The sequence below is a fragment of the Brucella grignonensis genome, from assembly GCF_002252505.1.
Lineage (GTDB): Bacteria > Pseudomonadota > Alphaproteobacteria > Rhizobiales > Rhizobiaceae > Brucella > Brucella grignonensis.
This window is the reverse complement of the sequence record NZ_NNRL01000163.1, coordinates 774,026-794,534: the sequence shown is the minus strand read 5'-3', so window position 1 is coordinate 794,534 and position 20,509 is coordinate 774,026. Positions and strand designations below refer to the sequence as shown.

Sequence of the window (20,509 nt, the reverse complement as noted above, 5' to 3'; positions counted from 1 at the left end):
GCAGCGCTCGTATGAGACCTTCGAAGGTCAGTTTCATGGTGACGTTCAACGCCCCTCCTCCACTGCAAGACAAATGAGGTAGCGTCCGCTTTCATCCGGATCGTGTACTGAACGCAGCACAAATATGCGTCCGCCTTTACGCAAACGCTGATCGGATGAAATGTCCGCGCGATAACGCACCAGAATGCGATGCGTTATCTCTGGACGTGGGCGGATGCCAAAATCTCTCTGGTTGCTCGATACGGGTTCGATGCGCCCCCATACCGATGCAATTTCCGACCAGATTTCACGATAACCGCCCATGCCATCGGCAACCGGATGCATGGCTTCCAAGGCCAGCTCGGCGGTGAGCTGGCCTGGATCAATAAACAGCACATTGTTCATAGGGATATGCGTCGCCAGCTATCCACCATCTGACCGACCATCGGCGGAAGTTCCGCCTGCTTGCTGTCGAGGCCAGCGCGATTCTCGTATAGGTGTGCAGTCAGAGTGAGTATCGCCTGTTTGATAGCATCCGGCACTTCAACGCCAGTCTCACCAAATCCGGCAATGAAATCCACCTCAAGACCGCAGAAAGACTGTGCGTCAGGATATTGCGCCATGTAAACGCGCTGCGGGCGACGACCATGCTGGAGCATGAATTCTTCCGGTTCCATGCTGATAGCACTTCCATCCGGCTGATAGGCAACCACAGCGGTCACCGCTTTAACCGGGTACTTAAATAGAGCCAGGCGCCCTGAACGCGGCCAGCGATCCACGCGCAAACGCCATGTCTGGTTGATAAGTGCCAATCCTGTTTCGGCTTCAACAAGCTCGCGGGCCGTCTTGATGAGACGCCGCAGAATGTCGTCTTCGCTTTCAGTAGAAATTCGCAAAAATGCACGCGCGTCGGCAACCGTCACCGGCTCGAGTGCCGGTGGCGTGACAAGAAACATTGTCATTTACTTTCCCCTTAAAATAACTCTCAAATCAGACAGTTACGCATGACACCCCAGAAAAAGATTCAACGTGTTTGCGAACTGAATCTAGCTGCCAATATCGGCAGGGCTTCCCCAAAGGGGGCTGTAAAAAATGACAGCAAAACCGCTGTCCTGTGCGTTTTTAGGCCGCAAACTTCAGAAGTTTAATCGCATCGAAATCCTGCACACCGCCGCCTACACGCTTGGTGGTGTAGAACAGCACATATGGCTTGGCAGAATATGGATCGCGCAAAACACGCAGACCAATACGATCCACAACCAGATAACCGCGCTCAAAATCGCCAAAAGCAATCGAAGTACTGTCGGCTGCAATGTCAGGCATATGCTCAGCCTCAACGAGGCCAAAGCCCATCAATGAAGCTTTTTCGCCAACGGCTGCAGGTGGCTGCCAGAGGTAATTACCGTCAGCATCTTTCAGCTTGCGCAACACGCTCTGGGTCTTGCGGTTCATCACGAAATTCGCGTTCTGGCGATAACCGGCCTTCAGCGCATAGATGAGTTCGATGAGTTTATCGGATGGATTCGAAGCGGGTAGCGCACCATCGACACCAGTTGCGATATGACCAATCTTGCCCCATGCCCAGCTTGCATCCTCGACTGTATCATAGCTCAGGAAGCCCATCGGCTTGTTCACACCATTGCCGGCGATGAAAGCAGCGCCTTCCTGTTCAGCAAAAGCTGTTTCCACTTCTTCAGCAATCCACTGTTCCACATTGACTGCAGCATCGTCGAGCAACGACGAAGTCGCCGCTGGCATGGCGTAGATTTCCATGGTGGGAAACTGGAGTTCCGCAAGCTTTGCCGACGCAGTCTGTGGACGTGCATCGGTTTCACCGACCCAGCCTGTAGCAGGGCCACTCACCGAGAATGGCTTTTTCAGGATGGCGCCTGAGACCTGGCGTACGCTGGAGATGCCGCGGATAGGAGAAAGCACAGCCAGCCTGCGACCAATTTCCATTTCAAGTTCCGCCGGGACAAGATAACCGCCATCAGGTCCGGAAGCATAGGAATGCGCTTTCAGCTCAATGCCACGCAGCGCCTGTTCATCGCCGCGACGAACATAGCCATCGAATGCCTGCTTATGTTCGACATTGGCCACAGGCATATTCTTGCCCATTGGCGGGCGTGCACTTTTCAGCACATATTGATCAAGCGCCTGTTTCTGCTCGTCGAGAGCCCGGTTGATGCGATCAACCTTCTCGCGCAAAAGCACATCGACATCAGCACTTTTTTCGACCTTCTTCAGGCGTTCATCATTGGCTTCGCGAAAGGCCGAAAATGCTGTCATGAATTCATCGAAAGCTTCCGACACATCGCCGTCATTGCCGAGGTTCGATCCAAGCGCCTTCGTTTCCACGCTCTTGGTTTCGAGCGGGATTGCATTGATATTTTTCATATTGATCCTGTTTTCGTTAAATCACATCATCTTGCAGGCGGCGCGCATACGCCGTGCGAGGCCTGCATTGTCTGACTGGATGGCTTCCCGCCCGTCCCTGTCGTGAAAAGCTGCAAGTGCTGCATAGCCTTTTGCTATCACCGTACGTGCAGCGGAACGGCTCAGCCCCGCATCCCGCGTGAGCCAGCGTTCAAACTGTCTGACTGTTGGCAATTCAGCCTTCAGATTATTAATCCGCGCCTGTGGCAGCATCGGAAACGTGACCACTGAGATTTCCCAGAGATCCGCTTCAACAATGTGACGTAAGCCGGTGCGCGCATCCTTGCGTGCCTTGATCGTTCGGAAACCGATGGACAGCCCATCAAGTCCGCCCGCGCGCATCAGCTCCAGCGCTTCGCGTGCCCGTGCGACACCTTTGGCAAGCCTGCCCTCGACATACAGCCCGCGCGCATCTTCACGAATATCCGTCCACACGCCTATCGGTTCGGCGGCATCGTGCTGCCAAAGCATACGCACACCCGATGATTTTCGGGATGAAAGCGACTTCGCAAAAGCGCCCTTTTCTATGACGTCATTGCCCAGGTCGGCCAAACCAAAGACACTGGCATAACCCGTGAAGCTGCCGTCAATTTCAACCTCTTCCAGCGCAAGAGAGGCACGCTTGGTTTCAAGCCTGAATTCAGAGTTTGCCATTCCTGTTCCTCTCAGAAAATGGAATTCCGGGAAGAGATGCCTGCTTGGCACGTTCAGCAAAGCGCTTGAGAACGCCCAGCGCGGACCATGCGGCAAGGCTTGCAGCAGTCGATCCCATCAGCATCAGTTCCGCGCGGCCAAGAAGAGTCTGTAACGACAGCGTTTCGGCGATTTTCACCCCTGCCGCGCCGCCAAAGACCATGCCGCATATGATGCCTACTGCAAAACGGATTGCCGCCTCGCGCTTGCCGTTTGGCAGCATATAGGCCAGCGAGACTGCAGAACCTGCCACTGCACCTGCGATTTTTGCGAACCACACCAATGTCGCATCCGAGGTCAGAACGGTTTCGCTCAAATTGCTCATGGCGTTCTCCTTTCTGCACGCGGCTGGTAGCCAACCGCATCGCGTTTTTCATCATCATTCAAGAACGAAGCTTCCGAGATGCGCCGCCACAAGGACTCGCGTTCAAGGGACAGCCCCTCAATCCGGTCTGCATCATGCTCAAGCCTGAGGTCATCACCAAACAATGGCCCAAGCCAACAGCCCAGCGCTTTGGCGGTGCGGTTAATCAGCGGCAACACGGTCAGGCGATAGAAGGCGCGATTGGCTTCTGCATAATTGGCGTAAGTATTGTCGCCCGGAATGCCGAGCAGCATCGGTGGCACGCCAAAAGCAAGCGTGATGTCACGTGCGGCTCCATTTTTCGCCTCGATGAAATCCATGTCCTGTGGACTATAGCCCATGGCCTTCCAATCGAGCCCACCTTCGAGAAGCAATGGTCGCCCCGCGCCGGATGCTCCTGTATATCCTTCTTCCAGCTCCACCTTAAGCCGCTCGAACTGCTCTTCCGTCAGATTGCCGCCGTCTTTTGGCGCATAAACAAGCGCGCCGGATGGACGAGCGGAATTGTCCAGCAAAGCCTTGTTCCAGGCACCAGCCGCATTGTGAATATCGAGCGCCATAAGGGCTGCTTCCAGCGGCGGAAATCCATAATGATCGTCCAGTGGGTGGAACAGTTTGAGATGCAATCCAGACGCCGTCGATCCAGCAAGCGATACGGTTCTGCTTGCGTTGCCCGAACGATAGACCAGCGATTGCGGCCAGCCATCGCTCGATGTTTCTAGTGTTACCCGTTCTGGCCGCAAAAGATGCAATTCCATGCGACCGCTTGGCAAATCGACACGCTCCACATAGGCATTACCGGAAATCAGCAGATGCCCGTAAAGCCTCTCGAAGAAACTGCTTCCATCCAAACCGCCCTGCGGCCTTGCTATGAGATCCAGCAAGGGATGGATCTCATGTTCGGTGGTGCCTTCATAAAGCAACCAGGGAACATTGCTCGCGGCTTCCGCGATCAGTCGCACACAGCGATGCGCCACCGGATTGCGCATAAACCCTTCACGGGCGAGCGACGTATAATCCCGCGCGATCCACGATGGTCCACGTTCCATATGCAAGGCCACAAAGCCGTTCGCCATCTTGGTCTGTCGCCCGTCATAAGAATGCGAGGGTGCATTCGCGGCACTTCTGCGCCACGGCCAGTTCCACGCCATATATTGGCTCTCCAATTATCTGAATTTTTAGAGCGCGTTTCGATCTGATTGAATCAGATCGGCGCTCTAATTTCTTCTATTTTAAGCACAATCTTATCGATCCTCGTTTCACTCCGGTCGGATTATGCTCTAACCAAAGCGGCGGATACGCGGCTTTCGGTCTGCAATAAGCATCAACTCGCCCAAAGCCCAGACCAACGCATCCAGACGATCCGGTGAGCGCCCGCTCGATAGGCCTTCGGGCGCGAAATCACACATCTCGTCTTCAAGCGCCGGAAAGCGTCCGGCATGCCGAACACGATCCTGCTCATAGAGCGCGGCCACAGGCTCCGCACGTAGCCACTTGCCACGCGATGCCCTCCGCATCAGGACAGGCACAGAAACATCTTCTGCCGAAAGAACGGCTGCAACCATCTCGCCCCCCTGATTAACCTCGGCCAAAATCGCATCAGCCTCGTAGGTGTGATAGAGCGCAATCGCACGACGCGCCCATTGATGCGGCTTGGCCATCGACATGCTCTCATCAGCAAGCACATGACCAATGCCATTTTCATCAATGCCTGCGACGACAATTCCGCAGGCATCCGACGACTTACCCGATGAAGCGGGTGGATCAACGGCCACCAGAATACGCACAAGCTGCGGTGCCTCCGGTTCGAAACATTGTTCGATCCGCTCCCGCGACCACAATGCACCAGCACGTTCTTCAATCAACTCACCATCAAGTTCCTGCCGTCCAAGCCGCGTTCCGGCATAACGCTGATTAATGGCCTGTATGAAGCCATCTGCCAGATTGCTGGCATTCTCTGATGTCCGCATATGTGTCATGGCAACTGAATTGTCAGTCATCAGCGTTTTCAGCAACGGCGCCGCACGTGGCGTTGTCGTCACAACCTGACGGGGGAAATCCCCCAGTCGCAAGCCAAACTGCAACATATCCCATGTCGCTTGTGGGTTTTTCCACTTCGCCAGTTCATCGCACCATGCAGCATCAAATTGTGGACCACGCAAACCATCCGGGTCTTCAGAGGAATAGAGTGATGCCACAGCACCATTATCCCAGAGGAGCCGCCGCCGTGTTGTTTCATAGCGTGGCCGACTGGCACGTGAGACAGACAGAATACCCGATGGGCCGTCCACCATCACCTCACGTGCATCGGCAAAGGTCTCCCCGACAAGTGCGATATGCCCGCACGCTCGCGCCGCGAAAGGTGCAAGCCCCAGCGCCATGCCAGATACCCACTCAGCACCTGCCCTTGTCTTACCAGAGCCGCGACCACCAAGGATTAACCAGACCCGCCAGTCGCCGGATGGTGGCAATTGCGCGTCACGTGCCTGGATCAGCCATTCGCATTCCGCCGCCATGATCTGTTGTTGCGTCAAGTCCGCGCCCCAAGATTTTCCGCGCGCGCCTTTGTGCAAGTTCGTCAATTCTCCTGTCTATGTGTGTTAAAGCTCGTCTAATTTCACTCAAGCTCACCACCGCACAAGTTTCGCGACTTTGCTCGGATGAAGCCGTTTCGGAAGCAAGTTCTCCGACAGTCTTAACAGCCTTGGCCAGCGCCATCAGCGCTTCAGCCTTGCTCTTGTCCGGCAGTTCATCGCCATCGATCAGCTTATTCAGTTCCGACTGCAAACGTTGAAAAGCGCTTTCTGAACTTGAAGGCTTGTTAATCTCTTGGTCATCGAGGCCGAGACGCCGGATGCGAATGCGATAGGTTTTCTCGGAAAGCCCCATCATCTGCGCGACGTCCGCGCTTGCTATGTCGTGTTTCATTTGCAGGCGAAAAGCCAGCCTGATCCGCGCCTCACGGCACTCGTCAATTTTCCGCGTTTTCAAAGAGCTTTGCCCAGTATGCTTTGCAGTAAACTTGGACCCCTTTTACGCAAAACCCCGAAAGCAATTTGCTTCCGGGGTTTTGCGTTGCTGATAAAGCCGGGGGTATCGAGGCTGTTGTCAGCATCAGCCACACTTTCTTGACTGTATCTAATTGCTAGCAAATCACCGTTACGCAGTCAAGGACTATTTTCCTATTTCTGATTTTTTTCCCAAAAGTTTTATGGATTCCGTTTACTAATTTACGTGAGTTCTCGCTTATTAATCTGTTATGATTGATGAGCAGGTTTTGCTCGCCCCCCAATTTTCACGGTGCCGAAGTAGAGTTCATGCGTAAAACGGCGAAAAAAGATTCTGAAGAGCAAAAACGCAAATCATTCCGGGTTTCGCGTTTGATCGGCCTTGATGCCTGGATCGATTCTGGTCTCTATAATCTTCGTTTTTATGCCGGTGAGTGGTGGGAGAATATCACCATCTTATCTCGCCGCTTTCGTGTACGGGGCTTCCGGCGCGTTGTTGTGGAAGTTCTGGATGAAGGCTTCACGCTCGGCGTCATAGGTTCCGTCATCATGCTGGCACTTGCCATGCCCGCATTTGAGGAAACCAAGAAAGATTGGCGCGCGCAGGACGATTATGCGGTTACATTTCTCGACCGCTACGGCAACGAACTTGGCCAACGTGGTATTCTGCACCGACAGGCAGTACCTATTGATGAACTTCCAGATCATGTCATCAAGGCCGTGCTTGGCACAGAAGACCGCCGTTTCTTTGATCATTACGGCATTGACGTCTGGGGTCTTAGCCGTGCACTGAGCCAGAACCTGCGCGCCAACGGTGTGGTTCAGGGCGGCTCGACACTCACGCAACAATTGGCCAAAAACCTGTTTCTTTCCAATGAGCGCACCCTTGAGCGAAAGATCAAAGAAGCGTTTCTCGCTCTATGGCTTGAAAGCAATCTCACCAAGAAAGAGATCCTTCAGCTGTACCTCGACCGCGCCTATATGGGCGGCGGCACCTTTGGGATAGCGGCGGCATCCGAGTTTTATTTCGGTAAGAATATCAAGGATGTGAACCTTGCCGAAGCTGCAATGCTGGCAGGCCTGTTCAAAGCGCCCGCCAAATTCGCACCGCATGTTAATCTCCCAGCCGCGCGTGCCCGCGCAAATGTTGTGCTTTCCAACATGGTGGAGAGTGGCTTCATGAGTGATGGCCAGGTCGCGGTTGCGCGCCGCAATCCTGCAAGTGTGATCGACCGCGCCAAGAACGAAAGTCCCGACTATTTCCTCGACTGGGCTTTTGAAGAAGTGAAAAAGATTGCAGGAAAACTGCCGCAACATACACTCACCGTGCGCACGACCCTCGACCGCAACCTTCAGAAGGCTGCGGAAGAATCGCTTGAGTATCATCTCCGCCAGCACGGCAAGGAATATAACGTTTCCGAAGCTGCAACGGTTGTGATCGCAAATGACGGATCGGTACGCGCGCTTGTTGGCGGACGCGACTACGGCGAAAGCCAGTTCAATCGTGCGACCAAGGCGCTGCGTCAGGCGGGATCGTCCTTCAAACCTTATGTTTATGCGGCAGCAATGGAAAAGGGTCTGACGCCCAATACAATTGTTTCCGACGCACCTATCAGTTGGGGCAATTGGTCTCCCCGCAACTACGGTCGCAGTTTCGCCGGTCGCGTTGATTTGACGACCGCATTGGTGCGTTCACTGAACTCAGTGCCTGTCAGGCTTGCGCGCGATCATCTAACCACAGCTCCTATCGTGGCACTGACCAAAGCCATGGGTGTGGAATCGCCGATTTCGTCGCACAAGACGATGGTACTTGGCACATCTGAAATGACCGTGATGGATCAGGCAACAGGCTTCAATGTGTTCCCGAATGGCGGCATGGCTGGCAATCGTCACGCATTCACGCAAATCATTTCGTCGGAGGGTAAGGTTCTGTGGGATTTCACGCGCGACGCACCCAAGCCTCATCGCGCTCTGTCTGAAAAAGCTGCTTTCGAAATGAACTCTATGCTGGTGCAGGTTCCTGAACGTGGCACCGCTCGCCGTGCGGCGCTGCCAATGACACGAGTTGGCGGCAAGACCGGTACAACGCAGAATTATCGCGATGCGTGGTTTGTTGGCTTTACAGGCAATTTCACTGCCGCAGTTTGGTTTGGCAATGACAATTTTACGCCGATGAAAGAACTGACCGGCGGTGTCCTGCCTGCCATGGCCTGGCAACGAATGATGAGCTATGCGCATCAGAATATTGAACTGAAGCCGATACCGGGCATTACGCCCGCCTTCCCGGCTCCTGCAAAAACGACTGCACCTAAAATTGCCTCTACAGACAAGCCCGACGAAATGATGGTAGCGCCACCGCGAGTTCTCTCGCCGGTGACCACCAAAGCGCTCAAGGAGCTTAACGACAAATTCCACAACGCACCGCCTGTTCCGGCTCTTGCCGGACGCACCAAAGTGTCGGTACTTTGAGCATAGAACACATCCCGAACAGTGGGAACCGGTTTTCGGAACAAGATGTGCGCAAAAACAAAGAGATAGAGCCTTTCTAATGATCAAACTTAAACCAGAAATGCTCTAGAATGCTGAAGACAATTCTCAAAGTCTTGACCGTACTGGCTATTGCGCTCGGCGGCGGCATATGGGTCACCGACTATACGCTTGACCATTTTGACGGCTTCGGCGAATTGCAGCTCGGGGCGTGGAATGCCTATCCAGCGTCTGGCACAACCGATGCTGATCCCTATTCCAAGGCGCGAGCTGCACGAAAAGCTTATCTCGCGCTCGGGGCTGCAGAAGGACTTCCGTTTTACGCGCGCCGTGATAGCAACGGACGCGAACTTAAACGGGGGTGCAGTTACCGTTTGAGCGGCTTCACACCGTCGGCGCGTTTCTGGACCCTTTATCCGGCCAACTCCAATCTGGAACCGATTACGCCGCGCATGGGCCTCCAGCCAGCACTTCATTCGCGGGAGATGCTTTATGAAACTGACGGCAGCGTACAAGTCACTGTGGGACCGAGTGCCAGCCCTGGCAACTGGCTTCCTGTCGAAGGAAGCGGTAATTTTGTGTTGGTCATGACACTCTACGACACACCGGCTGCAAGCTCTTCCGGGCTGGTTGATCTCGTCATGCCACGTATTATGCCTGTCGCAAATGTGGAGGCGTGCCGTGGCTAAACTCCTCCGCCTGTTGCTTCTCGGTCTGGTTGGCGCAGCAATCGTGCATATCGCCGTTCTGTTGCTCGTTCCGTTTTATTCAAGCAAAAATGCCTGGTCGCATTTGGAATCCCTGGGGGATGGCTATCGCTTTCATTATCTTTCCGAGAAATCGGGACTTGTAAGCGATCAGGACCCGCTGATGGAACAGGCAGCATGCCGCTTTGATCTGACGGATGGACCGGTACATATCACCACGAAAGGCAATCTGCCCTTCTGGTCGCTGTCTGTTTATGCACCCAATGGCGATAATCTTTATAGTCTCAATGACAATGTATCGAACGACCGCGAGCTTGATCTGATTATCGCCGATCCGATTGGCATTGCGGCTCTTCGCGCCGAGGGTGTGCAGAACGACGGTCGCTCCATCATTATCGAGCAGGACATCAGCGAGGCCGCTGTTGTCCTACGCAGTTTCGTTCCAGACGCGAGCTGGCAGCAGCAGGTGAAGAACTTCCTCACCCAAGCCAATTGCCTGCCATATGAAGCGAGTTAACTACCTGCAAAGCAGACGCTTTCTTATTCACGGTTAATGAGTTGCTAAGGCTTCATACCTATTATCCAATCTGCCGACATGCGGCAGGCCGCGTTAATAGTTTTAGCCTACCGGAGTACATTGCGTGACAAACGATCAGTTCCGCGTCCTGGAAGAGATTTCAGGTAATCGGAACCAATCAAAATCAAGAGCTGATGGTAGCAAAGCAGACGACCTTCTGGTCGCTGCAATAGCTGCGTTTGCCTCGGTCACGCGTCCCGGACGACAGGAAGCTCATCAGCTTGAAGACCTGACATTTCCACTGCTTGAACGCGCAACCATGCGCGGTAAACGGCAAGCAGCACATGCAATTGCGCAGATCGAAGAAGCGCCGCGGCGCCTTGTATTGTCGCTCGCAAACGAACCTGTTGAGATTTCCGCCCCTATTCTTCTGCGTTCTCCGGTTTTACGATCAGAAGATCTCGTCGATATCATCGCCAAACACGGCCTTGCTCATGCTCGCGCCATCGCGCGCAGGCAATCTGACGACCCGATACTAAAAGGTGTCCTGCGAAGTTTCTCTGATCCGGCAATCGATCGCTTGTTGGCATTGCAGGAAAACCTTGCTGGTCTTGAAACCAAGATGCCCAGCACATCGGTGGATTCAAGCAGCAATGAAAACCCGAATAATGACTTACCCCCACAGTCGTCGTTCTTCGGCACAAGTGCGCTGTCAGGCCCCGACCACCTTATCGACACAGCACTTTTGATTGATGATCAGATTTTCCGTACGGCATTGGCCGATTCGCTGGACGTGTCGTTTGAACGTGCGGACCACATTATCGGCCAGTGGCCAGAATCACATCTGCCTATAGCGTTGCGCGCACTCGGGCTTTCCGCCGCCGAATGCTTCATGACCATGTCGGCAGTTCTGGGAACCGTTGCAGCGGACCGTCATAGTCTGCGCGAATTCATTCAAATCTATCGTTCTATCGACCGCGAAAAAGCGATGATGCTTGTGCGGCGCTGGAAGGCTGATGACATGTCGAAACTGCTGCGCAGCAAGTTACGCGAGATGGCAACCGCCGCGGACGAAAACCCGGCAACGATACGTTCGAGCCTATAAACTATCCGGTGAAACCAAATACAGGCTCGCAGGGTCAGCCACATCTTCGAGCTCGATAAGCCACAAATCAGGATCGAAGCGGACTTCGCGCTCCATGCGCTCACTTGCTTTGATATCGTCGACATCATGGAGGATACGCAAAAACATGCGCTCTCCATCAGTATTTTCTTCATAGGATGTTTGCGGAGCCGGCGAGTATAAGTCGCAGGTGCCGAAGCGCGAACTGAGCTTGATGAAGATCGCACCCGCTTCTTTGGAACCGCGGCGAGCGAGATAAGCAAAGCCGCCCTCGCCCTGTACTTTACGGATCAATGCCGAAACCCAGAAATCCGATGTCAGGCGCATGGTTCACCTTGGATCAACTTATGAGCCCGATTTCACGCATTTTGGAGATCAATGCAGCGTCGACTTCACCGGTTACACGCAAGTTGAACAGTTTCTGAAACTCCCGAATGGCATCCTGCGTGGATTTCCCCGGAACACCGTCAACACTCACCATTTCATTGCCAAAAGCTTTCAGACCAGCCTGCACACGCACAATGTCCTGTGAGGAAATATTCGCCTGCTGCTGCACTGCTGGTACTGCCGCTGTCTGCTTCTTTTCCTGTGCTGGCTTGCGTTCCAGCGAAGCGAGATCGGGTGCACGTTTTGCCGTTGTGTCGACTTTCAAGACAGCAGGCTCAGGGCGGGGCGACGGTACGGCCAGGTCGATCACCTTGGCCACGTCGTCTTCAGTTGTCGTCTGCGTTGCACCATTTTGTGCCGGAACACCGACCTTCTTCTGTAATGCCTGCCAGCGTTCGATAGCCTCACGGGTTTGAGGACCTGTGAAGCCATCAACTGCACCTTGGTAAATACCGAGCGTCAACAGTCTTTGTTGCAGCCGTGCAATCTCAATATCGGCATTAGGCGCGAGCGCTGGTAACATTTCATCGATAGAACCAGTAACTTGCAACCGATCTGGAGACAATTCCGCAGCTTCCGTCTGCGATTGCGGTGGTGTGGTTACAGGCGTTTCTGTGCTTGCAGTTTTCGTTGGCGATTCTTGAGGTTTATCGACAGCAGCCGTGCCGGGCAGAACTGCGCGCGGCGTTGCCTTGAAGACGAAATCTGCACGCGTTTTAAAGAAAACTGCATTATGCGCTTCGGGCTGATACCAGAGCGCATTGGCCGAAACAAAACCCAACACCACGGCAAATGCTGTCGCACCGCCCGTTAGGACGGGATTGCGTACGATGAAATCACCGGCAAAAATCGCCAGCGCGGAAGCCGAACTGAAAAAGAATTTGAGCAGACGGCGACCGAGACTATGCTGTTTTGCGGGTTTGCGCATTGATCCGCTCTGGGCTTTGTTCCCGGACTTCGTCTTTCTGCCACTCATTATTTCGTTCTCCCTGGTGACGGTGTATATCAATCACCGTGCCAAGCTGCTGTTGATCTTCTGCTCCCAAAGAATCCTGTTCGAACAGTTTTTGCGGACCCGCCACTGGCAAGTGAACGGTTACGACCGTTCCTTCGCCCACACAGCTTTTAATTTGCATTGTACCCTGGTGCAGTTCCACCAGACCTTTGACCACTGACAGGCCAAGACCAGTCCCCTCTTGCGCGCGCGTATAGTTATTGTCGGCTCGCACGAAAGGCGATCCAATGCGCTGCATATCTTCTGGCTCGATACCAATACCAGTATCGGACACGATAATTTCGAGCTGAGACCGGCCATCGACCATCACGCGCGCCGCATCGATAGTGACACAACCGCCCGATTCCGTGAACTTTACCGCATTGGCTGTGAGGTTGAGTAAAATCTGCTGCACTGCACGACGGTCTGCCACCACTTCTCCCGTAGCCGCATTCACACGATGGCAAAGTGCGAGGCCCTTCTTTTCAGCCTGCGGGAGCATGACTGCGGCACACATTTCAGCCGCGTCGCGGAAAATGAAACTCTGTGGTTCAATGCGATAAGTGCCGGTTTCAAGCCGCGAAATATCAAGCACTGAGTTCACCAGCTCCAGCAGATAATGGCCCGACTTATGAATAAGACCTGCATATTCGCGCTGCTTCTCATTCTGCAGCTGGCAGCCCATTTCATGTGAAAGCATATCTGAGAAGCCGATGATCGAGTTTAAAGGTGTGCGCAGTTCATGGCTCACAGTTGCAAGCAGACGACCTTTGCCGATGCGTTCGGCTTCAAGCTGCGCTTTCAGCGCATTGATTTCTTCGATGAGCTTCTGTTCACCCTCAAGCGAGCGCCCAACAAGTGTAATGATGCCATTTGCAGCAACCCCTTCCATGCGGAAAGCGAGGAAAACAGGGCTGCCATTTTCGAGCGTACGAAGACGAACATCCGCTGGGCGCGCCGTGCGGCCTAAACGCAAGTCTGCGAGGAGCGATAGATATTCCACTCGGTCAGCGACATGAACGCGGTCAATCAATGCAATGCCTTCACACATCTTGGGCTCTACGCCCAGAAGTGCCGCCGACTGTGCGTCGATTTCAGAGATAATACCCTCAAAATCCATTGAGAGTTGAACATCACCCTTGGTGACCAAAGGCTTTTGCTGAGCGAACGGCTTCGATACAACGACATTTTTGATTGTGAAGCTGCGGGCAACAAGGCTTGCCATATAAAGCATCAAGACGATCAGCGATGCCAATGATCCACTGGCAACGGAAATACTGTTCGTCAGTGCAAAAGCGCTCAAAACCACACCTGCAAGCGCCACACCTGCAAACGCGGCCAAAGGCTTGCGGCTTACGAACCAGACCTCAAGAGGCAAGGCTGCGGCCATCACCCAAAGAGCGATATTGCTGGTAGTCGCAAATATACCAATTGCGGCAAGACCCGCGCCATAGATCGCGAAATTCAATGTTCCAAGAACAGCAGCGCTCAAGCCCATAAGGCTCAAAGCGCAGAAAATCATCGCAGCACCGGCGAAACTGGCACCGAGCACAGCAAGTGCTGCAAAATCTGTCGTAACACCAGAAGCGAGAACGGCAGCAAACAGGAGAACGGGAACGAGCATGAACGAGCCAACAACCCGAATCGCAGATGCATCCGACTGCTCGGTCCAGCGCTGGCAAAAACGTTCGTGAAAACGCGCAAGCGCCTGCACCTTCGTGCCTACGGTCTGTGCTACGTTTAAAAGAATGGCGTTCAACTTGCCTTACCCACTCAATGCTCGTGCGGCTTCTCCATCAGGGATCTGCCTATTGATGCTAGAATTGCAGGTGAGGCTTTAAAGAAACGATAAAGCGAGAGCATCTTAAACGTCTCTATGCAGAATCTGACAGATCAGAGCCCGAGTTTTTCCGCTATGGTAAACAGATGGTGGATATCGACAGGTCATGTTCGGCTCCCACGCGTCAAAAATCCTCTCGAATAGGCTTAAAACCCTTGGTTACGGAATCTTTTCAAATTGAGAAGACAATGATCCCGCCAATCCCGGCCAGCAAACTTCGAGCGTAATGATCCGTTTTCTTATCAAATCCGCAATCTGGCTGTCGCTGGCATTCATGGTGATGCCGCACCTCTTCCCTGCGGACCAAGAAGAAACACCGCAAAAGAATGCGGCTTCGATTCAGGTCAAAGGTGAACCTGGCTCCGTTGATCAGCTATTGGCTAACGGCAAAACAGCATTGGAAATCGGCAAGCTCTGTGTAAACAACCCCTCGTTCTGTGAGAACGGAACATCGTTACTTTCGAGTGCCGCGAGTGGAATGCTTGAGCGTAGCGGCGGTATACTCGAATATTTAAGCGATCGTTTCGGCACTAAACAGCAACCATCTGATCCGGTCCCGACCATTGTTGCGAAGCAAGAGCCGACACCAAGCTCATCACACATTGTTCCGATTCCCACACCGCGTTCAGAAGCACTGCGTGCGCTTAGAGCAGTTCCAGCTAAGATTGAACCGTTGAAACCGCTCTAGCCATTATTCTTGAACATTATCCGACGAAAAACCGCTTCGCATTTTTTCTGGCAGTACTCTGATCATTCGCCAACCAGCGCAATTCCTGCAAGGAACTAACGGTTTTCCGTGACGTTTGCGGCTTTTATCCCTATATAGGCGGCATATACCATACGGATTTCGGACAAATATCATGACCACCACTATCGACAGCATCATCTCCGACTTCGAATTTCTCGATGACTGGGAAGACCGCTATCGCTATGTGATTGATCTGGGTAAGGAATTACCAGCTTATCCAGACGATGCCCGCGATGCTGCTCACAAAGTGCAGGGCTGCGTCAGCCAAGTATGGCTCAAGACTATTCCACACGACGGCGATGACCCAATCATTGAATTTCTGGGCGATTCCGATGCGCATATTGTGCGCGGTCTCGTTGCTATTGTGCTCGCATTCTATTCAGGCCGTAAGGCCTCAGAAATTGTTTCGTCTGATCCAGAGGAAGTGCTCAAGAAGCTGGGGCTTGATGAGCATCTCACACCGCAGCGCTCCAATGGTTTGCGCTCCATGGTCGCGCGTATCCGCCGTGATGCCGAAGCGCTCAAAGTTTCAGCCTAACAAGCGTTCAACCGACAGTGCTGCGGACAGCAATTGCCTGTCGGTTCCATGGCGTGCCGTCATCATCAGACCGACCGGTAACCCCGTAACAGGCAGCGGCAGCGTTATGCTGCAAAGATCAAATTGATTGGCAATTTGCGTATTTCGCAACAATAGGCTCTCAACGCGGTCATATTCGGCAGAATTGTCGCTGACCGATGCAATTGTTGGCGCAACAATCGGTGTTGTCGGCGTCACAAAAAAATCAATGCCAGCAAGCCGTTGTTCCATTTCATATGCGAGCCGTGTTCTCGTCTGCATCAATGCTGCGAAGTCCTCATCCGAGACGCCCAACCGCTTTGCAAGCGTATGCTTTACCCTGTCATCGACATTCGCGTCTAGATCTTTGAGCCATGTTTCGGCATGAATACGACTGGCTGCGATACCTACAATCGAACCAATGCGCGTCGCATCGCGCAGTTGAAGAATGAGATCATCCAGTTCCAGCTCAACGACCCGCAGGCCTGCTGCGATCAGAACCGAAATTGCCGAGTTGAATGCAGCAGTTACCTCTGGTTCCAACTCCGACAAAAGCAGGCCTTTTGGCAATCCTACAGTCAGTCCACCTAACGATGCTGCCTCTAGCAGAATCGGCGCCTCACCCGCCATCACAGCATCCGCGAGAATGCAGTCGGCGACCGTTTTGGCCAAAGGTCCGATTGAATCAAGAGCGGGCGTCAGCGGAAAAGCGCCATCCAGCGGAATGCGACGTGCAGTCGGCTTAAAACCTACCAAGCCATTCAGAGCCGCAGGGATACGGATGGAGCCGCCCGTATCGGAGCCGATTGCTATCTCGCTGGTGCCTTCAGCCGCAGAAACCGCAGCGCCTGAGGAGGAACCACCGGGAACCCGGCTTGAATCAATCGCATTACCCGGCACGCCGTAATGCGGATTTAATCCGACCGCAGTAAAAGCAAACTCTGTCATATGGGTTTTGCCAACAATGACTGCACCGGCGTCTTTCAGCCTCTGAACGATGACCGCGTCGTTATTCGCATGCAAAGCCGATTTGCGAATGACGGACCCCGCCAATGTCGACTCCCCTCTTACATCAAACAAATCCTTGATTGAAACAATTCGTCCATCAAGCGGACCGAGCGAGGCCCCGTCTTTCAGGCGTTCGTCTGAAGCATCAGCCTCAGCACGTGCTGCATCTGCATAGACCGTGCCGAACACCTGTTCGTCGCCTGCACGCGCCTCCAGCTTTGACAGAACTCGTTCCAGATTTTGCCGACTGCTTTGCATTTTTACCCCCGGTAGTTGACTGCTTGTTATTCAAACTTTTGGTTAGGTCAATGCAATCAATTCGCGTATCCTGAAAACCGTTTCATATTTTCAGGATGCGCTCTAGTTCAGCCTTGGCTGGGGTGAGCAATTGGTCGATAATCGCTCGCTCCCCAATGCAAAACCTCAGGAGATCGCCGTTCTTGTTTCTGTGGACTGTAATGCCTGTGCAGCATGGCGAGCCCCGTCTTGAGCAGCATTTTTCCTGACCGCACAGGCCACTGACGTTCCCGCTCTACAGTCTCAAGCCCTTTCAGAAAACAACAGACATCGATCAGGACACCGCTCAACTCCGGCCCAACCGCTTCCAGTGCGCGCTCTACCCGCATCCGGCTTGCAAGCGCGATATCCGTGAGTTCGGCCATTCCGCCTGGGCCCGATCGCGTTGAGTTATTGATGCCTACATCCCAGCGCGCCGAAATCGATGGCATCATGGAGCCGCGGGTAAAATCAGCCCGCAATCGCTCGCCTGCGCGAAACTCATCGTCAGAAATAAAATTCTCGCCATCGCCATTGCGCAGACGATAGAGCTTGGCGAGAGGAGATTCAGACGGATTGATTTCAATTTTTTCACCGTGCTCAAACTCTATCGTTTCTGTTTTCCGCGCGGTTTTTACATTTTTACTCGCAGTTTTACGCGAGGCTCCAGAGATCACCAACCGCTGCCCTTCGCATAGCAGGATACCGCGCTTCTGCATCGTCTCGAGTTCTGCACGCGTTGCAGCGATTGTACCCTGCTCTCCCACAAGCAGGACATGCGTTTCACGTACTGAATCCTGAACGTCACATCCACCCTGCTTAAGAAAGCGAAGGATTCTTGCTTCCGAAGTTGAAAACACATCACTCATGCTGCCATCCTCCAAGCCGAGAACCCCAGACTGACCACCTTTTCCAGCATAGAAACTATGGCATCGTAATCTTCGTCATCGCGCCTATCCTCCACCAGATGGCAGGCATACATGACCGTAGTACGATCCCGGGCAAACCCGACCGCGACTTCGCTCATCACCATTCCAAACGACGTGTGTGCAAGGTACATCCCCAACTGCCTGACTTGCGCCACCTCCCTTCTGCATCGCAAGGGCGAGCGCAGTTCTGCACCGCTAACAGCAAAATAGGCGGACAACAGATCAATCAGAGCGTCACAAAGTTCCACGCTTTTTTCCTGACGCCTTCGCCCCAACGCACGACCAGAATTATCGATCTTGAGTGCTCGTCCGTGTCGCGTTGCGATCACTTTTAAAACCTCAAGAGCCTCAGCCCGGGTATGGATGATATCTGTTAGTTCCAAAGACATTCATCTTTCCTCACCGTAATAGGAATATCTTCTTATAATGAGAAAATTGCAAGCGTGGATAAGTTTTTTACAACGCCAATCCGGGTATATATCCACTGAGATTATATAAAATAGGAATCTTATCCAACAGCACCGAACATGAGCGATCCTCTCATCCGAACCAGCAACAAACTGATGAGGGTCAAAATGATGGCAGTTGCACTGAAACAAGCGAGCATAAAATTTCTGGCTGCACAAAAAGAGGAACGAATGTGCGCAATGCAGCGCGTAGCGCTGCAAATGATCGCCGGAATTGATATGGATAAGTTATTAAACGCACCGGAAGCAGAGCGGGTCCAGGCACAGACAAAGCTCAGTCGTCTGATCGAACGTGAACGTCTGAAAGGCGTCAACAGTCACTGGAGTTATGATCTCAACCGCCATATCGCTTTAAAACAGGCGTTTGATCGCCTCGGCGGGGGGAATATACGCCGAATGCCCACAAAAAATGAACAAACATAAAAATAATGGCCCGGAACGCATGCAGAAAATCCATGCTTTCCGGGCCAAAATCGGAGTGCCAATCTGATTGAATCAGATTCGATTATGCGTCCTTAGGCTTGCGGCCCAGGCCCATCTTCTTTGCAAGACGCGAACGCGCTGCTGCATAGTTAGGAGCAACCATCGGATAGTTAGGATCAAGATCCCACTTTTCACGATACTGTTCAGGGGTCATGCTGTAGTGTGTCATGAGATGACGCTTGAGCGATTTGAACTTCTTACCGTCTTCCAGGCAGATAATATAATCGTCAGTAACAGACTTCTTAGGATTGACGGCTGGCTTCGGCTTTTCAACAACGACCGGAGCTTCTTCACGCTCAACGTGACGCTTGAAAGCAGAATGCACTTCCGAAATCAGGAGAGGCAGTTCGCTCGCACGAATGGAGTTGTTTCCGACATAGGCAGCAACAACATCAGCAGTAAGGCTGAGAAGCAACTCTGCGCTCTCGTCGAAAATTTCAGGATTTTCCATTGTTTTTCCTTTTTTTGTCTTTGCTTTAGCTCAAGCAGACTGCAACTCTCGGAACCGATTGCCGTCTACGCGAAATTCTTATGCCCTGCCCAACTCATTCGGCGATGCAAGTATCAATGAATAGTGCCATTTGCAATAGAATTGTCAAACCACATTACATTAACAGAATTGAATTCTTCTTGGATATCCAAATACAGTGTACTTAAACACCAAACGTGAAGCGCTATTCAAACCAGCCAAACGCCTTCGGCGCTGTTGTCAGCTCTGTCATTTATTCTCGAATATGGGGGGATTAGCATCTCTTTTCAGCAGCTTCCTTAATTTGCAGCTCACACATAAGCAATAGTTTTTTTCCGCGAAGTCTATTTACCGCTACCACTGCAAACACAATTTATTGATTGCGACATTGAATAGGGAGTCGGGCAGCAAAAAGGCATAATTAGAATATATTTCATTCAGATCAGCTCGCATTTGGCTTATCCACCAACTATATAATCGCCATGAACCATAGTGCACATGCCGGCATTCAGATACACAAGCAATTTAGCTGTGTATTGAAGCGTTTATGCCCAACTTGCACTGTGCGCCTGTCCAATCCATACGGCGCCGCACAAGAGAGGAGATATAAATGTCTAACTCTACCGATCGATCCCGCACATTGAAGGTTATAAAGACGGATGCGGAATGGCGCGAGCAGCTTACGCCAATCCAATACCAGATCACCCGTCAGCATGGCACTGAACGTGCATTCTCCAGCCCCAACTTCGACAGTTCCCTGCATGGTATTTATCGCTGCGTATGTTGTGATCGCCCGTTGTATAAATCAGAAACAAAATACGAATCCGGAACCGGCTGGCCGAGTTTCTATCAACCAATCGAACCGGATGCCGTGGCTGCCTTTGAAGATCATTCCTATGGCATGAACCGCACCGAAATTCGCTGTTCCGACTGTGATGCGCATCTAGGGCACGTTTTCCCTGATGGTCCAGCACCAACAGGTCTTCGCTATTGCATGAACGGAAACGCACTGATCTTCGATCAAGACTGATAACTTGG

23 protein-coding genes are annotated in these 20,509 nt (G+C 52.7%); 8 read left to right on the top strand and 15 right to left on the bottom strand.

Features of this window, described 5'->3' with window-relative positions:
- Positions 1-45: 45 nt before the first annotated feature.
- The 8 genes from CEV33_RS17640 to CEV33_RS17605 all read right to left on the bottom strand — a co-directional run bounded on the left by CEV33_RS17640 (position 46) and on the right by CEV33_RS17605 (position 6,463).
- Positions 46-384 (bottom strand): phage head closure protein, encoded by a 339-nt coding sequence (locus CEV33_RS17640; RefSeq protein WP_094541684.1) that lies wholly within the window; start codon positions 382-384, stop codon positions 46-48.
- Positions 381-941, bottom strand: coding sequence for a head-tail connector protein (locus tag CEV33_RS17635; protein WP_094541683.1), 561 nt, complete (start codon positions 939-941; stop codon positions 381-383). The genes CEV33_RS17640 and CEV33_RS17635 overlap by 4 nt, the downstream gene beginning before the upstream one ends.
- 160 nt (positions 942-1,101) lie before the next feature.
- Positions 1,102-2,376, bottom strand: coding sequence for a phage major capsid protein (locus CEV33_RS17630; protein WP_094541682.1), 1,275 nt, complete (start codon positions 2,374-2,376; stop codon positions 1,102-1,104).
- 21 nt (positions 2,377-2,397) lie between these two features.
- Positions 2,398-3,069, bottom strand: a complete 672-nt coding sequence (locus CEV33_RS17625; RefSeq protein WP_094541681.1) for an HK97 family phage prohead protease — start codon at positions 3,067-3,069, stop codon at positions 2,398-2,400.
- The gene (locus tag CEV33_RS17620; protein ID WP_094541680.1) at positions 3,056-3,433 is read right to left on the bottom strand and encodes a DUF6107 family protein; all 378 of its coding nucleotides are present in this window, start codon (positions 3,431-3,433) and stop codon (positions 3,056-3,058) included. The genes CEV33_RS17625 and CEV33_RS17620 overlap by 14 nt, the downstream gene beginning before the upstream one ends.
- Positions 3,430-4,623 (bottom strand): phage portal protein, encoded by a 1,194-nt coding sequence (locus tag CEV33_RS17615; RefSeq protein WP_094541679.1) that lies wholly within the window; start codon positions 4,621-4,623, stop codon positions 3,430-3,432. The genes CEV33_RS17620 and CEV33_RS17615 overlap by 4 nt, the downstream gene beginning before the upstream one ends.
- Before the next feature lie 129 nt (positions 4,624-4,752).
- On the bottom strand, positions 4,753-5,988 hold the full coding sequence (locus CEV33_RS17610; protein ID WP_094541678.1) for a DNA-packaging protein: 1,236 nt from the start codon (positions 5,986-5,988) through the stop codon (positions 4,753-4,755).
- Positions 5,951-6,463: a hypothetical protein gene (locus tag CEV33_RS17605; RefSeq protein WP_094541677.1), complete on the bottom strand. Its 513-nt coding sequence runs from the start codon at positions 6,461-6,463 to the stop codon at positions 5,951-5,953. Before CEV33_RS17605 ends, CEV33_RS17610 begins: the two co-directional genes overlap by 38 nt.
- 326 nt (positions 6,464-6,789) lie before the next feature.
- On the opposite strand from CEV33_RS17605, the gene CEV33_RS17600 reads away from it, so the two are divergent.
- The 4 genes from CEV33_RS17600 to CEV33_RS17585 all read left to right on the top strand — a co-directional run bounded on the left by CEV33_RS17600 (position 6,790) and on the right by CEV33_RS17585 (position 11,296).
- Complete coding sequence (locus CEV33_RS17600; protein WP_094541676.1) at positions 6,790-8,949, top strand: penicillin-binding protein 1A; 2,160 nt, start codon at positions 6,790-6,792, stop codon at positions 8,947-8,949.
- Positions 8,950-9,059: 110 nt separating this feature from the next.
- Positions 9,060-9,656, top strand: coding sequence for a DUF1214 domain-containing protein (locus CEV33_RS17595; protein ID WP_094541675.1), 597 nt, complete (start codon positions 9,060-9,062; stop codon positions 9,654-9,656).
- On the top strand, positions 9,649-10,191 hold the full coding sequence (locus CEV33_RS17590; protein WP_094541674.1) for a DUF1254 domain-containing protein: 543 nt from the start codon (positions 9,649-9,651) through the stop codon (positions 10,189-10,191). The genes CEV33_RS17595 and CEV33_RS17590 overlap by 8 nt, the downstream gene beginning before the upstream one ends.
- Before the next feature lie 124 nt (positions 10,192-10,315).
- Positions 10,316-11,296, top strand: a complete 981-nt coding sequence (locus CEV33_RS17585; protein ID WP_094541673.1) for a DUF2336 domain-containing protein — start codon at positions 10,316-10,318, stop codon at positions 11,294-11,296.
- On the opposite strand, the gene CEV33_RS17580 is transcribed toward CEV33_RS17585, so the two are convergent.
- Genes CEV33_RS17580 through CEV33_RS17570 form a run of 3 tightly spaced genes read right to left on the bottom strand, consistent with a single transcriptional unit; the run spans position 11,291 to position 14,454 of the window.
- Entirely contained in the window at positions 11,291-11,641 is a 351-nt protein-coding gene (locus CEV33_RS17580) for a DUF1491 family protein (RefSeq protein ID WP_094541672.1), read from the bottom strand. The genes CEV33_RS17585 and CEV33_RS17580 overlap by 6 nt on opposite strands.
- Positions 11,642-11,654: 13 nt before the next feature.
- A complete protein-coding gene (locus CEV33_RS17575) occupies positions 11,655-12,629 on the bottom strand; it encodes a peptidoglycan-binding domain-containing protein (protein WP_094541671.1) in 975 nt (324 codons plus the stop codon).
- Positions 12,604-14,454, bottom strand: a complete 1,851-nt coding sequence (locus CEV33_RS17570) for a sensor histidine kinase (RefSeq protein WP_094541670.1) — start codon at positions 14,452-14,454, stop codon at positions 12,604-12,606. The genes CEV33_RS17575 and CEV33_RS17570 overlap by 26 nt, the downstream gene beginning before the upstream one ends.
- 307 nt (positions 14,455-14,761) lie before the next feature.
- Here CEV33_RS17570 and CEV33_RS17565 point away from each other — a divergent pair, with 307 nt between their 5' ends.
- Complete coding sequence (locus CEV33_RS17565) at positions 14,762-15,223, top strand: hypothetical protein (RefSeq protein ID WP_094541669.1); 462 nt, start codon at positions 14,762-14,764, stop codon at positions 15,221-15,223.
- 172 nt (positions 15,224-15,395) lie between these two features.
- A complete protein-coding gene (locus tag CEV33_RS17560; protein ID WP_094541668.1) occupies positions 15,396-15,821 on the top strand; it encodes a SufE family protein in 426 nt (141 codons plus the stop codon).
- Here the strand turns inward: CEV33_RS17560 and CEV33_RS17555 are convergent.
- The 3 genes from CEV33_RS17555 to CEV33_RS17545 all read right to left on the bottom strand — a co-directional run bounded on the left by CEV33_RS17555 (position 15,813) and on the right by CEV33_RS17545 (position 18,435).
- A complete protein-coding gene (locus CEV33_RS17555) occupies positions 15,813-17,105 on the bottom strand; it encodes an amidase (RefSeq protein WP_094541667.1) in 1,293 nt (430 codons plus the stop codon). The genes CEV33_RS17560 and CEV33_RS17555 overlap by 9 nt on opposite strands.
- 107 nt (positions 17,106-17,212) lie before the next feature.
- Positions 17,213-17,992, bottom strand: coding sequence for a DUF6456 domain-containing protein (locus CEV33_RS17550; RefSeq protein ID WP_094541666.1), 780 nt, complete (start codon positions 17,990-17,992; stop codon positions 17,213-17,215).
- The gene (locus CEV33_RS17545; protein WP_094541770.1) at positions 17,989-18,435 is read right to left on the bottom strand and encodes a helix-turn-helix domain-containing protein; all 447 of its coding nucleotides are present in this window, start codon (positions 18,433-18,435) and stop codon (positions 17,989-17,991) included. The genes CEV33_RS17550 and CEV33_RS17545 overlap by 4 nt, the downstream gene beginning before the upstream one ends.
- 192 nt (positions 18,436-18,627) lie before the next feature.
- On the opposite strand from CEV33_RS17545, the gene CEV33_RS17540 reads away from it, so the two are divergent.
- Positions 18,628-18,942, top strand: coding sequence for a cytoplasmic protein (locus CEV33_RS17540; RefSeq protein ID WP_374816612.1), 315 nt, complete (start codon positions 18,628-18,630; stop codon positions 18,940-18,942).
- 82 nt (positions 18,943-19,024) lie between these two features.
- Here the strand turns inward: CEV33_RS17540 and CEV33_RS17535 are convergent, their stop codons facing one another.
- The gene (locus CEV33_RS17535) at positions 19,025-19,453 is read right to left on the bottom strand and encodes a MucR family transcriptional regulator (RefSeq protein WP_024897256.1); all 429 of its coding nucleotides are present in this window, start codon (positions 19,451-19,453) and stop codon (positions 19,025-19,027) included.
- A 628-nt stretch (positions 19,454-20,081) separates the two neighbouring features.
- Between CEV33_RS17535 and msrB the strand changes: the two genes are divergently transcribed.
- Entirely contained in the window at positions 20,082-20,501 is a 420-nt protein-coding gene (msrB, locus tag CEV33_RS17530; protein ID WP_094541665.1) for a peptide-methionine (R)-S-oxide reductase MsrB, read from the top strand.
- The last annotated feature ends 8 nt before the right edge of the window (positions 20,502-20,509 follow it).